Consider the following 12664-nt stretch of genomic DNA (forward strand, 5'->3'; position numbering starts at 1 on the left):
TCCAGAGGAAGCTGTGGAACAGGGCGCTCCGACGCCGCCTTACGCGTCGAGCGCCGGGCTCGCCCACTGGGCGATAAAGTCGACGATTCTCTCTTCGATGCGACTCTCGACAGTACGCAGACGCAGGATGGGAATGCCGCTTTTCGCCAGAATGCCGTTCTTCAGAGCGTCCCGCGCCGCCTGATCAGGCCGGTCGTGGTAGCCACCATCGACTTCGATCACCCCCAACGGGGTCTTACCCACTTTGAAATAGATCACGAAGTCGCAACTGGCACGCGCCATGAAGATTCGCTCGCGTTGAGTCAAATCCGGGTTGCTCGGTGATGCGATTTGATCCAGCTTGACTTGGCCGTGATACATCAACGCCCGGCAGGACGGATCGGACAGTGCCTCGCGCAGCAGTTGAGCTGCGATCTGCTCGGATCTGTAGCGTGAATCCTCGGACCGCAAGCGGGCGTTCAAGCGCGCCAGGGACTGGTCATACTCGCGGTACAGCAGGTCAAAGGCCGATACCACGGAAGCACGCACGATCTGCTCGTCTTGCGCGTAATACGCCACATAGCGTATCAAGGCTGCGATATGACCGTTGCTGCCAGTGAACACATCATCGCCCGTCACCAGGGTGAAGCGGTGCTTGGCCCGCGACACCGCTACGTTGATCATGCGCGGGTCATCGACAAAATCCAGGCGTTTGCGCGCCTGGTTGTAGCTTTTCTTGTCCAGCACGGTAGAAAAGACGATCTCGTCGCACTCCCGACCCTGGAACTTGTGAACGGTGTCTTTGACAAAAGACGCCGGCAGGCGCGAATCAGAGAGGTTGACCTGTGCGCGAAACGGCGCGATGAAACCACGGCCGTCGCCCTCCAGTCCGACCGGCTCGCCCTCTTCGTCGAGCAGCTTGAGCAGGGAGTCCAGCTCCCGCAGGTTCGTGTTCTGGCGGGTGTGGTTGCCCTTGGCGGTCACCACCAGACGCAGTGGCGCTTCGCCCTTGTCCTCGGTCATGGGCACCAGCAAGTTGTCGTAAAACTGCTGATTGCAGAACTGAATGATCCTGGGATGGCAGCGGTAATGCTCCTTCAGCAGGGTTCTGGGCAATGCCTCCTTGAACACGCCGATGCACGAATCGAGCAAGCTGTAGCGCTCGCAATCGTAGGCGTCGGCGGGCGCCGGCAGGCCCAGCTTCACGGGAATATGCGCCAACTGGCGGTTGTCGCCCACCACGATCAGGTTCTTTGCGCAGCCAAGCGCCAGAATGCCCGGCACTATGTCCTGTAACGAAGCCTCGTCGATGATCACATAATCGAGGATCGCTCCCGGCGGGATCGAATTGACGATGGAATGCGTGCCACTGCCCAGGATCGGGAAACGCTGCACGAAATCATCGAACTGACTGCGGTAAGTCTTGGCATCGAAGCTATCTGAAATCCGGGGCAACCTATGCAAGTGCTGCTTCAGATGACGCATCGACGCCGTCTTCAACTCCTCCAGCGAGGCGGTGAAATTCCCGCGTGCCAGCGATGCTCGGCACGCCTGCAGTTCAGCTTCCTTGTCTTGCAGCGCCTTGTCGTAGTAGTGCATTTGCAAGGCATGGAAAACAGACAGGCGCGCGTCCCCCTGGACGAAAGGCGCGGCACGGAAAATCCTGAAGTTGAACAGCAACTCGATGCGATCTTTGAGGCGGATGCGCTGCTCGCCGAGATGAGCAAGGTAGGCCATCAGGTCCACGCTCTTGCGCGGCGACAGTCCGTACTTTTCCAGCGAGGCGGCAGCCTGCACTCCACTGTCTGCCTGCCACTGCTGCAGGTGGCGCCGCTCGACGATCAGCTCATCGAGTTCGACCTGCAGTTGCGCCGCCAGATTGTGATCGTGCAAGTGCTGCTTCAAACGGGCCAGCAGGACCTGAATCTCGTCTAGAGTCGGTGCGGGCTCCGGCTCGCTCGATGGCCAAGGCGGCAGGCCGGCGAAGAAATCCTTGCGGTTGCTCTGGTTGCCGAGTTTGGCGACCAGATGGCCGAGGCTGCATTTCTCCAGCTTCTCGTAGACGTTTTCGACGGCCGCATTGTTGTTGGATAGCACCGCCACCGTCTGCCCGCGCAGCAGAATATTGGCGATGATGTTGAGGATAGTTTGGGTCTTGCCGGTTCCCGGCGGACCTTCGATCACACTCACCTGCGCGCTGAAGGCTCGCTCGACCGCCGCAAGCTGGCTCTCGTTTACCCCGAATGGATAAATCAAGCCTTTGCCCGCTGCCAGCGCTCCGTTCCGTGCCGTGCAATAGGCATGCAAGGCAGTGTCTGCGCTGGCGGGCAGTTTTTCCAGTTGGCGGACCACATTGGCGGCGATCTCACGGTCACTATCCGACACCGCGCGATCCATCCGGGCATTCGCCACGGCCGCCAAATAGTGGAAGATCGGCGCCCCCTTCATCGCCGTCGGCGCGATGAGGCCGATGCCGCCCATCTTATGGATATAGGGCTGATCAGAGCCTGGATGGAACACGACGGCATACCGCTCGCCATAGATTGTTGCCTTGACAACGGGCCTGACGATCACGCTGCCGGGCTTGGTCAGCAACATCTCTCCCAGTTCACGAACGGGGGAGATGCGGCAGTCACTGAGTGGATGTATGGCCCTCCCCTTTTTTAAGTAGGAGCACCTCAGTTGCAGGCCTTCGCTCTTATCACTCCAGATCGACCAGTTGGTGATCTCCGCGGTCTTGTCCTCGCCACCCACTTGGATAGAAACCATACACCCCTTATTCGTTCGTGAACGGCATCCGAATTCGTCCTCTCGCCGACTATCAAATGCCGTTATTTCTCAATGGGGGAATCATCTTGCCATCATTTTCTGCATCCCAGGCGTTGCAAAAGTTGCATCGGCCGGATTTCTAGCGGCGACAAGCATTCAGTCATGCCGCCTGAAAAAGAAAAAGCCCGCATTTACGCGGGCTTATATATCGTCTGTTGCTCTTTAGACGTGAGACGACACCAGTCTCAACTCACTACTCACTCCCACTCGATCGTCGCCGGCGGCTTCCCCGAGATGTCGTACACGACCCGGTTGATCCCGCGCACCTCGTTGATGATCCGGTTCGACGCGCGGCCAAGCAGCGCGTACGGCAGGTGCGCCCAGTGTGCGGTCATGAAGTCGGTCGTCTGCACCGCGCGCAGCGACGTCACGTAGTCGTACGTGCGGCCATCGCCCATCACGCCGACCGACTTCACCGGCAGGAACACCGCGAACGCCTGGCTCGTCAGGTCGTACCAGCTCTTGCCGACATCGGCGTCGCCGCACAGGCCGGCAGCCGCATCCTGCGCGGTCGCGGTCGTGTTGCGCAGCTCTTCGATGAAGATCGCGTCCGCGCGGCGCAGCAGGTCTGCAAACTCGCGCTTCACTTCGCCGAGGATCCGCACGCCGAGGCCCGGGCCCGGGAACGGATGGCGATACACCATCTCCGGCGGCAGGCCGAGCGCCACGCCCAGTTCGCGCACTTCGTCCTTGAACAGGTCGCGCAGCGGCTCGAGCAGCTTCAGGCCGAGCGTTTCCGGCAGGCCGCCGACGTTGTGGTGACTCTTGATCGTCGTCGCCTTCTTCGTCTTCGTGCCACCCGATTCGACCACGTCCGGATAGATCGTGCCCTGCGCGAGCCACTTCGCCTTCGACAGTTTCTTCGCCTCGGCCTGGAACACCTCGACGAACTCGCGGCCGATGATCTTGCGCTTCGCTTCCGGATCGGTCACGCCGGCCAGGTGGCCGAGGAACTGGTCAGCCGCGTCGACGTGCACGACCTTCGCATGCAGACGGCCCTCGAACATGTCGAGCACCATCTTGCCTTCGTTCAGGCGCAGCAGGCCGTGGTCGACGAACACGCAGGTCAACTGGTCGCCGATCGCGCGATGGATCAGCGCGGCCGCGACGCTCGAATCGACGCCGCCGGACAGGCCGAGAATCACCTCCTCGTCGCCCACCTGCTCGCGAATCTTCGCGACTGCTTCCTCGATGTGGTCACGCATGACCCAGTCGGGCTTCGCGCCGGCGATCTGCAGCACGAAGCGCTCGATGATCTGGCGGCCCTTCACCGTGTGCGTGACTTCCGGGTGGAACTGCACCGCGTAGTAGCCGCGCGCTTCGTCGGCCATGCCGGCGATCGGGCAGCTCGGCGTCGACGCCATCAGCTGGAAGCCCGACGGCAGCTCGGCAACCTTGTCGCCATGGCTCATCCAGACCTTCAGCATCCCGTGGCCTTCAGCCGTCGTGAAATCCTCGATGCCGTCGAGCAGGCGCGTATGGCCGTGCGCGCGCATTTCCGCATAGCCGAATTCGCGATGGTCGCTCCACTCGACCTTGCCGCCGAGCTGCACGGCCATCGTCTGCATGCCGTAGCAGATGCCGAGCACCGGCACGCCGAGATCCCAGACGGCCTGCGGCGCGCGCAGTTGATGGTCTTCGTACGTGCTCGCGTGGCTGCCGGACAGGATCACCGCCTTCGGCGCGAACTCGCGGACGAAGTCGTCGGACACATCGTTCGGATGGATTTCGCAGTAGACGTGTGCTTCACGCACGCGCCGCGCAATCAGTTGGGTGACTTGCGAACCGAAGTCGAGAATCAAGATTTTGTCGTGCATGGCTGCGGACGGGATGAAGAGAATAAGAAAAGCAGCGCATCGAGCGCTGCGTCAATAGCATGGACAGCGGCGTCGGGCGGCAGGCGGCACGCGCGACGCATGGCCGATCAGTCCTGCATCGGCGGGCGTTCGTCGATTGCGACGGTGCCCGAGCCTGACGATGGACTGGATGCGGCCGATGACGATGCAGCGGATGCCGCGGGACGGCTGACGACGGGTTCGACACGCTGCGGCGCGGACGAGGACGCCGGCGCCACCGTCGGTTCAACCGGACGCTGCGCCGGCGCGCGCGCCTCGAGCGCCTGCGCTTTCTCGCGCCGGCGCACGGCCGATGCGAGCCGCACGCCGCCGAGGCCGAGCACGATCAGCGCGACACCGGCCACGGCCGACAGCACCCTGCCGGCCGCCGCGAGCGCGGGACCGCTGCCGGTGCCGATCGACCAGACGATCGTGAGTACACCGGTCAGCCAGTACACGTGGCCGACCGAGCGCGCGACGGGCGCCGTGAGGTCGCCGTTGAACGCCGCATGAAACGCGAGCCACGCGAGCCCGAGCAACGCGATGCCGAACGCCTGGCCGAGCATCGCCGGCTGGATGTTCGCAAGCTGCAGCGCGTTGAACAGCGACTGCCAGGGCGTCAGCACGAACAGCACGCCGAACGCCAGCAGCAATACGGCATCGATGATCAACACGGCTCGCAGCAGCGGTTTCATCGGCGATCAGTCCACGTGGTAGTTCGGCGCTTCCTTCGTGATCTGCACGTCGTGCACGTGCGACTCGCGCATGCCCGCCGCGGTGATCTGGACGAATTCGGCCTTGTCGTGCAGCTCGTCGATCGAACGGCAACCGCAGTAGCCCATGCTGGCGCGCACACCGCCGACCAGCTGGAACAGGATCGCGTTGACCGAGCCCTTGTAGGCGACGCGGCCTTCGATGCCTTCCGGCACGAGCTTGTCGATGTTCGCCGAGTTGTCCTGGAAGTAGCGGTCCGCCGCGCCGTCCTTCATCGCACCGACCGAACCCATGCCGCGGTACGACTTGTACTGGCGGCCCTGGTACAGGAACACGTCGCCCGGCGCCTCTTCGGTGCCCGCGAACATGCTGCCCATCATCACGGCGTTCGCGCCGGCCGCGAGGGCCTTCGACACGTCGCCCGAGAAGCGCACGCCGCCGTCGGCGATGCACGGCACGCCCGTGCCCTTCAGGGCGTCCGCGACGTTCGCGATCGCGCTGATCTGCGGCACGCCGACACCCGCGACGATCCGCGTCGTGCAGATCGAGCCCGGGCCGATACCGACCTTGACCGCGTCCGCACCGTATTCGACGAGCGCCTTCGCGGCGGCGGCCGTCGCGATGTTGCCGCCGATCACTTCGACGTGCGGGAAGTTCTGCTTGACCCAGCGGACGCGCTCGAGCACGCCCTTGCTGTGGCCGTGCGCGGTATCGACGACGATCACGTCGACGCCGGCCTGCACGAGCAGTTCGACGCGCTCTTCGTTGTCGGCACCGACGCCGACCGCCGCGCCTGCGCGCAGCTTGCCGTGTTCGTCCTTGCACGCGTCCGGGTGCTCGGTCTGCTTCGTGATGTCCTTGACAGTCATCAGGCCGCGCAGTTCAAACGCGTCGTTGACGACCAGCACGCGCTCGAGGCGGTGGCTGTGCATCAACGCCTTCGCTTCGGCGAGCGGCGTGCCTTCCTTGACCGTGACGAGACGCTCGCGCGGCGTCATGATCGACTTGACCGGCTCATCGAGGCGCGTTTCGAAACGCAGGTCGCGGTTCGTGACGATGCCGACGAGCTGCGGGCCTTCGACGACCGGGAAACCCGAGATGCCATGCTGGCGCGACAGTGCGATCACATCGCGCACCTTCATTTGCGGCGGCACCGTGATCGGATCGCGGACGACGCCCGATTCGAAACGCTTGACCTTCGCGACCTCGCGGGCCTGTTCGGCCGGCGTGAGGTTCTTGTGGACGATACCGACACCACCCTGCTGCGCCATCGCGATCGCGAGGCGACCTTCGGTGACCGTATCCATGGCGGCGGACACGAGCGGCATGTTCAGGGAGATGTTGCGGGTCAGCTTGGTCTTGAGGCTGGTGTCGCGCGGCAGAACGTCGGAGAAGGCGGGAACGAGGAGCACGTCATCGAAAGTGAGTGCTTTTTGGATCAGACGCATGGCAAATCCTATGGGCGCAAAAGCGAATTATACGCGAAGCGCTGCGAATTTTCACAACACGAACAACGGCTTAGCCGTTTCCAGACGTTCGGGGGCCGAATCGTTCGGATCGCCGTTCGGTTCGTTTTCGATCGCCTTTCGTTTCACCGCCGCATCGAGCCATTCGCGCAAGCGGCCGCGCCGCGGCACGCGCGGCTGTCGCGGCCGGGCCACGCCGTGGTGACGGCCGCCGGCGCACGCGGGCCGGCAACGCGCCGCGTCGGCCCGCCATGCGGCTCGCTTCCCCGGTCTTACAGCAGCCCGGCGGCGCGCGCGATCATCGCGATACCGCCCCCGATCGCGACGCCGCCGACGATCCGCGCCACACGCGCGCCGGCCGGCGCGAGGCGCTCGGCGGCGATCGCGACCGTCACGGCGGCCATCACGCGCAGATCCATCACGCCGGCCGCCAGCGCGACCGCCATCAGGTTCCCGCAACAGGCGCTGCAACGCATGGCCGCTCGCACGCCGTGCCGCCATGCGGCGCCCGTATCGACGCGTGGCACGCACGCGTGCGGCGCCGCGTGCCGACAGCAAGCAAGCCGCCGTGCCTTCCACGCCGAGAACTGCAGCACGCCCGCGCCGGACACGACCGCGCCGGCCGCGAACGGCATCATGCGGGCCAGTGCCGGCAGCCGCGCCGCAGCAGTCGTCAGCGCGCCGCCGGCCGGAAATGCAAGCGCGCCGAACGCCATCCATACCGAGAAATACCCGGCGCCCGCGACGACGACGAGCCAGGTCGAGCGCGTCGCGGCCAGCGGACCGACGTGCTGCCGGTACTGCCAGAGCGTCGGCGCAAGCACGGGCAGCATCATCGTCACCGTCATCGCGCCCCACATGCCGGCGAATGCCGCAAACGCGCGGCCGGCGTCCCATCCGCACGGCCGCAGCCATGTCGCCGAGATCATCCAGCCGCCGGGCATCGGCTCGCCGCCCATCGCGGCCATCGACGCGTGCTGCGCCAGCGTCGCCGTCGCGGCAACGGCGAACACGGCCACGAGCGCCACCGCGAATATCCGCGAAGCGGGGCCCGTATCACCGGCTGCCGGCTGTGTCATCGCGCGCTCCCGTCCGTCGCCCGCACGCGCTCAGCCGCGCGCGTACTCGTCATGACGGCGCCACCAGGCGCCCGCCTCGTTGCGCCCGAGCGGCGCGCGGTCGAGCCACTGGTACATTCCCCACAACCCGTCGAGCCCGCGCGCATAGGTCGAGTACGTGTGATAGACGACGCCATCCTCGCGCACGAACGCGCTCATCCCCGGCCGGTCGAGCGAATACGTGGCCGCGTCGGTGCCGCAGGTCGCCGCGAACTGCGCGACCACCGGCGGTGGCGGATCCATGTCCATCGCATGGCCCGACCGCGCGTAGTTGTATTCGACGTCGCCCGTGCGCTGCTGCGTTTCGGTGAACGACACGTTGAAGTCGAAGTTGAAATCGCTGCCGACCGACGACGCCCACGGAAAGGTCCAGCCCATCCGCTGCCGGTAGGCGAGCAGCTTGGCGAGCGGTGCGCGCGACACGGCCGCAAGCGTCACGTCGTGGTTCGCCAGGTGCACGGCAAAGCCGGCGAAACCGTCGGCAAGCGCCGAGCACGACGGGCAGCCGGCCTTGTAGTCGGGGCCGAACATGAAGTGATAGACGAGCAGTTGCGAACGGCCGCGAAACAGGTCGTCGAGCGTCGCCTGTCCGTCTTCGGTGTCGAACCGGTAAGTCTTGTCGACGCGCACCCATGGCAGTGCCCGGCGCCGCCGCGCGAGTTCGTCGCTTTGCCGCGTCAACGCCTTTTCCGCGTCGAGCAGCGCCCTGCGCTCGGCCAGCCATTCGTTGCGTGTTCCGGTGAGATGGGTCGTCATTGCGGGTGCCTCCTTCCGTTGGGTATCCGGGCACGGCGTACGGGGCCGTGTGCGTGGTGCTAGATTAGTGCCGGGCATCGGACCGGAGGGAGTGACAAGTGTGTCGGGATTCGAATGGATTCGCTGATCACGGCAGCCGCGCGCGCGCTCGCGGCCGGTGACGCGCTCGGCGCGCTGAACCACGTCGCGCTGCGCGACGATGCGCCGGCGCTCGCGCTGCGGGGCATCGCGATGGCGCAACTCGGCGATTTCGAGCGCGCGCGCGTACTCGTGCGCAGTGCCGCGCGCGCGTTCGGCGCGAAGGAAGCCGTGGCGCGTGCGCGCTGCGTCGTCGCGGAAGCGGAGATCGCGCTAGCGTCGCGCGATCTCCGCTGGCCGACGCGCGCGCTCGATGCCGCCTGCGCGACGCTCGACGCGCACGGCGACCACGCGAACGCCGCGCATGCACGTTATCTCGGCGTGCGCCGGCTGCTGCTGATCGGTCATGTCGACGATGCCGAACAGATGCTCACGAACCTCGATCCCGCGCCGCTGCCGGCGGCGTCGCGTACCGCCCACGAGCTGATCGCTGCCGGCATCGCGATGCGCCGCATCCGCACGCATGTGGCCCGCGCCGCGCTCGCCCGTGCGCGCGCGGCCGCCCGCGACGCCGGCATCGCCGCGCTGACGGCCGAGGTCGACACCGCGGCGCGCGTGCTCGACGCACCGGCCGCGCGACTCATCGCGCGCGGCACGTCGCGGCTCGTGCAGCTCGACGAAGTCGAAACGCTGTTCGCGTCGAATGCGCTCGTCGTCGACGCGTGCCGCCACACGGTGCGCGACGCCCGCACGACCGTGTCGCTCGCGCGGCGCCCCGTGCTGTTCGTGCTCGCCCGCGCGCTCGGCGAGGCATGGCCGGCCGACGTGTCGAGAAACGCGCTCGTCGCCGCCGCGTTCCGCGCGAAACATGCGGACGAATCGCATCGCGCGCGCCTGCGCGTCGAGATCGGCCGGTTGCGCGCGGTACTGCGGCCGCTCGCAAATATCATCGCGACGCCGCGCGGCTTCGCGCTCGAACCGCTCGGCGTGCGCGAGACCGTCGTCCTCGCACGCCCGGTCGACGATCGCCACGCGGCCGTGCTCGCACTCCTCGCCGACGGTGAGGCGTGGTCGAGTTCCGCGCTGGCGCTCGCACTCGGCGCGAGCCAGCGCACCGTGCAGCGCGCGCTCGACGCGCTCGCCGAAGCGGACAAGGTGCAGGCGCTCGGCCGCGGCCGCGCGCGCCGCTGGCTGACGCCGCCGCTGCCCGGATTCGCGACCACCTTGTTACTCCCGGCGCCGCTGCCGGGAGATTAGGATGACCTCACCGAACCACGAGGTGACGAACATGAAACGCTCCAGCGCAGACATCATTCGCGAATACGGCCCGTTTCCGGGCGTCGACGGCGTGCACGGCGTCACGTTCGACGGGCAGCACGTGTGGTACGCATCCGGCGACAAGCTGAATGCGCTCGATCCGGAACGCGGCACGACCGTCCGCTCGCTCGACGTCGCCGCGCATGCGGGCACCGCGTTCGACGGCCGCCACCTGTTCCAGATCGTCGAGGACCGCATCGAGAAGATCGATCCGGAATCGGGCCGCGTACTCGCGACGATCCCGGCCCCCGGCGGCGGCGCCGACTCGGGGCTTGCATGGGCCGAAGGCACGCTGTGGGTCGGCCAGTACCGCGAACGCAAGATTCATCAGATCGATCCGGAATCGGGCGCCGTGCTGCGCACGATCGAATCGAACCGCTTCGTCACCGGCGTGACATGGGTCGACGGCGAGCTGTGGCACGGCACCTGGGAAGCCGACCAGAGCGAGCTGCGGCACATCGATCCGCGCACGGGACAGGTGCTGGAACAGGTCGACATGCCACCCGGCGTCGGCGTGTCGGGGCTCGAATCGGACGGCCGCGACCGTTTTTACTGCGGCGGCGGCAACAGCGGGAAGCTGCGTGCCGTGCGGCGGCCGGCGCGTACGTCGAGCGACGGTGCCACGGCGACGCCCAATCCGGCAGACGCCTGAGCCGCCGCCAGTCGCCGCGCCGCCCTGCGCCGAGTGCAGGAATGAACAAGACGCCGCCGGGACGGCGTCGCTAAGATGCGCGCTCATCAGTCATTTGTTCGGAGCGGTCGATGCAGCGCGGTGTGGTTTATGGTGTCCTGGCCGGTGCCATGTGGGGCATGGTGTTTCTCGTCCCGCGGCTGCTGACCGATTTCTCGCCGCTGCTGCTGAGCGCCGGCCGTTACACGATGTACGGCCTCGTCTCGCTCGCGGCCGCGCTGCCGGCCGCCCGCTCGCTGCTCGCGCGGCTGACGCGCGAGGATCTCGTCGCACTCGTGAAGCTCGCCGTCGTCGGCAATGTCGCGTATTACATGCTGCTGTCCGGCGCCGTGCACCTGATCGGCATCGCGCCCAGCTCGCTGATCGTCGGCGTGCTGCCCGTCACCGTGACGCTCGCGGGCCTCGGCGACCACGGCGCCGTGCCGCTGCGGCGGCTCGCCGCGCCGCTCGGGCTGGTGATCGCGGGCATCGTCTGCATCAACGTCGACCTGTTCACGTCCGAGGCCGCGCACGCGACGACGCTCGGCCAGAAGCTCGCAGGGATCGCTTGCGCGGCGGGCGCACTCGCGAGCTGGACCTGGTACGCGGTCGCGAACGCGCGTTACCTGCAGCGCCATCATCATTTCGGCGGCAACGAGTGGTCGGTGCTGTGGGGCGTCGTAACTGGCCTGATCGGCGGCCTCTGCTGGATCGCGATCCTCGCGCTGCCGACCGGCACGGTGCAGGCGGCCGTCCCGGCCTCACGCTGGCAGCTGTTCTGGCTGCTGAACCTCGTGCTCGCGATCGGCGCGTCGTGGCTCGGTAACGGGCTGTGGAATGCCGCGTCGAAGCGGCTGCCGCTTACGCTGTCGGGCCAGTTGATCGTGTTCGAAACCGTGTTCGCGATGCTCTACGCGTTCGTGTACGACCAGCGGATGCCGCACGCGCTCGAGATCGCGGCGCTCGTGCTGCTGCTCGCGGGCGTCTACGGGTCGGTGCGACAGCACGGCGACACGCCCGCCGGCGGCAATACGCCGGGCGGCGCAGCGGCAAACGCAAACGCCGCGGCCCATTGAGCGCCGCGGCGTTTGATCAGACGAATCGGAACAGAAGGCGCGGAACCGAGCGCGTCAGCGCGCGTCCTTATGCATCCACTTGCGCCCCTCGACGGAGCCGGCGCGGCGGGATTTGTCGACGCGCCGCTGGCGCGCGAGCTTCGGATCGACGATCAACGGGCGGTAGATCTCGACACGGTCGTGGTCGGCGAGCGGCGCATCGAGCGGCGCGAGCTTGCCGTACACGCCCGTCTTCGCATGCGCGAGATCGATCTCCGGGTGCAGCGCGAGCACGCCGCTCGCGTCGATCGCCGAGCGAACGGTCGCCCCTTCCGGCAGCGACAACGGAATCAGCGTCTGGCGGTCCGGCAGCGCATAGCAGACTTCAATCGACAGCATCGCATCACCCCTTCCCGTAGCGCTGGTCGGCGCGCTTCACGAACGAATCGACGAACGTGTTCGCGATGTGGCTGAACACGGGCCCGATGATCTTCTCGAGCAGGATGCTCGAAAACTCGTAATGCAGCGCGAATTCGATCTTGCACGCATCGGCGCGCAGCGCCGTGAAGCGCCACGTGCCCGTGAACTTCTTGAACGGGCCGTCCGTGAACTCCATGTCGATCCGCGTCGGGCGCTCCTGCGTGTTGCGCGTCGCGAAATGCTGCTTGATGCCCTTGAAGTTGATGTCGATGCGCGCTTCCATCCCGCTCTCGTCCTGACGGCGAATCTCGACGCCGCCGCACCAGGGCAGGAAATTGGGGTAGTCGGCCACGTCGGTGACGAGGTCGAACATCTGTTCCGCCGAGTGACGGATCAATACGGTTTTCTGGACATCTGCCATAAATCG

Annotated in this window: 11 protein-coding genes; 3 read left to right on the forward strand and 8 right to left on the reverse strand. The window is 66.4% G+C overall.

The window, feature by feature from the left end; translation table 11 throughout:
* Window positions 1-39 precede the first annotated feature (39 nt).
* The 6 genes from VL15_RS22425 to VL15_RS22450 form a co-directional block, all read right to left on the reverse strand.
* Window positions 40-2748, reverse strand: coding sequence for an AAA domain-containing protein (locus VL15_RS22425; protein WP_048248589.1), 2709 nt, complete (start codon window positions 2746-2748; stop codon window positions 40-42).
* A gap of 257 nt (window positions 2749-3005) precedes the next feature.
* On the reverse strand, window positions 3006-4625 hold the full coding sequence (gene guaA / locus VL15_RS22430) for a glutamine-hydrolyzing GMP synthase (protein ID WP_048248590.1): 1620 nt from the start codon (window positions 4623-4625) through the stop codon (window positions 3006-3008).
* 107 nt (window positions 4626-4732) lie between these two features.
* Window positions 4733-5338: a hypothetical protein gene (locus VL15_RS22435; protein WP_048248591.1), complete on the reverse strand. Its 606-nt coding sequence runs from the start codon at window positions 5336-5338 to the stop codon at window positions 4733-4735.
* A 6-nt stretch (window positions 5339-5344) separates the two neighbouring features.
* Window positions 5345-6805 (reverse strand): IMP dehydrogenase, encoded by a 1461-nt coding sequence (gene guaB / locus VL15_RS22440; protein WP_048248592.1) that lies wholly within the window; start codon window positions 6803-6805, stop codon window positions 5345-5347.
* Window positions 6806-7095: 290 nt separating this feature from the next.
* On the reverse strand, window positions 7096-7902 hold the full coding sequence (locus tag VL15_RS22445; RefSeq protein WP_048248594.1) for a DUF2182 domain-containing protein: 807 nt from the start codon (window positions 7900-7902) through the stop codon (window positions 7096-7098).
* Window positions 7903-7932: 30 nt separating this feature from the next.
* A complete protein-coding gene (locus tag VL15_RS22450; protein ID WP_048248596.1) occupies window positions 7933-8697 on the reverse strand; it encodes a DUF899 domain-containing protein in 765 nt (254 codons plus the stop codon).
* 114 nt (window positions 8698-8811) lie between these two features.
* Between VL15_RS22450 and VL15_RS22455 the strand changes: the two genes are divergently transcribed.
* The 3 genes from VL15_RS22455 to VL15_RS22465 all read left to right on the forward strand — a co-directional run bounded on the left by VL15_RS22455 (window position 8812) and on the right by VL15_RS22465 (window position 11838).
* Complete coding sequence (locus VL15_RS22455) at window positions 8812-10032, forward strand: hypothetical protein (protein ID WP_048248598.1); 1221 nt, start codon at window positions 8812-8814, stop codon at window positions 10030-10032.
* Window positions 10033-10063: 31 nt separating this feature from the next.
* The gene (locus VL15_RS22460) at window positions 10064-10744 is read left to right on the forward strand and encodes a DUF5074 domain-containing protein (RefSeq protein ID WP_048248910.1); all 681 of its coding nucleotides are present in this window, start codon (window positions 10064-10066) and stop codon (window positions 10742-10744) included.
* 110 nt (window positions 10745-10854) lie between these two features.
* Window positions 10855-11838: a DMT family transporter gene (locus VL15_RS22465; protein ID WP_048248599.1), complete on the forward strand. Its 984-nt coding sequence runs from the start codon at window positions 10855-10857 to the stop codon at window positions 11836-11838.
* Window positions 11839-11892: 54 nt separating this feature from the next.
* Here the strand turns inward: VL15_RS22465 and VL15_RS22470 are convergent, their stop codons facing one another.
* A complete protein-coding gene (locus VL15_RS22470) occupies window positions 11893-12216 on the reverse strand; it encodes an RnfH family protein (RefSeq protein WP_048248601.1) in 324 nt (107 codons plus the stop codon).
* A gap of 4 nt (window positions 12217-12220) precedes the next feature.
* A complete protein-coding gene (locus VL15_RS22475; RefSeq protein ID WP_048248602.1) occupies window positions 12221-12658 on the reverse strand; it encodes a type II toxin-antitoxin system RatA family toxin in 438 nt (145 codons plus the stop codon).
* Between the last annotated feature and the right edge of the window lie 6 nt (window positions 12659-12664).

The organism is Burkholderia cepacia (genome assembly GCF_001039005.1).
In the GTDB taxonomy this organism is placed as follows: Bacteria; Pseudomonadota; Gammaproteobacteria; order Burkholderiales; family Burkholderiaceae; genus Burkholderia; species Burkholderia theae.

Coding starts and splice junctions, on each gene's coding strand:
- VL15_RS22475 (WP_048248602.1), bottom strand. CDS start 12,658: ATGGCAGATGTCCAGAAAACCGTATTGATCCGTCACTCGGCGGAACAG.
- VL15_RS22450 (WP_048248596.1), bottom strand. CDS start 8,697: ATGACGACCCATCTCACCGGAACACGCAACGAATGGCTGGCCGAGCGC.
- VL15_RS22460 (WP_048248910.1), top strand. CDS start 10,064: ATGAAACGCTCCAGCGCAGACATCATTCGCGAATACGGCCCGTTTCCG.
- VL15_RS22470 (WP_048248601.1), bottom strand. CDS start 12,216: ATGCTGTCGATTGAAGTCTGCTATGCGCTGCCGGACCGCCAGACGCTG.
- guaB (WP_048248592.1), bottom strand. CDS start 6,805: ATGCGTCTGATCCAAAAAGCACTCACTTTCGATGACGTGCTCCTCGTT.
- VL15_RS22445 (WP_048248594.1), bottom strand. CDS start 7,902: ATGACACAGCCGGCAGCCGGTGATACGGGCCCCGCTTCGCGGATATTC.
- VL15_RS22435 (WP_048248591.1), bottom strand. CDS start 5,338: ATGAAACCGCTGCTGCGAGCCGTGTTGATCATCGATGCCGTATTGCTG.
- guaA (WP_048248590.1), bottom strand. CDS start 4,625: ATGCACGACAAAATCTTGATTCTCGACTTCGGTTCGCAAGTCACCCAA.
- VL15_RS22465 (WP_048248599.1), top strand. CDS start 10,855: ATGCAGCGCGGTGTGGTTTATGGTGTCCTGGCCGGTGCCATGTGGGGC.
- VL15_RS22455 (WP_048248598.1), top strand. CDS start 8,812: ATGGATTCGCTGATCACGGCAGCCGCGCGCGCGCTCGCGGCCGGTGAC.
- VL15_RS22425 (WP_048248589.1), bottom strand. CDS start 2,748: ATGGTTTCTATCCAAGTGGGTGGCGAGGACAAGACCGCGGAGATCACC.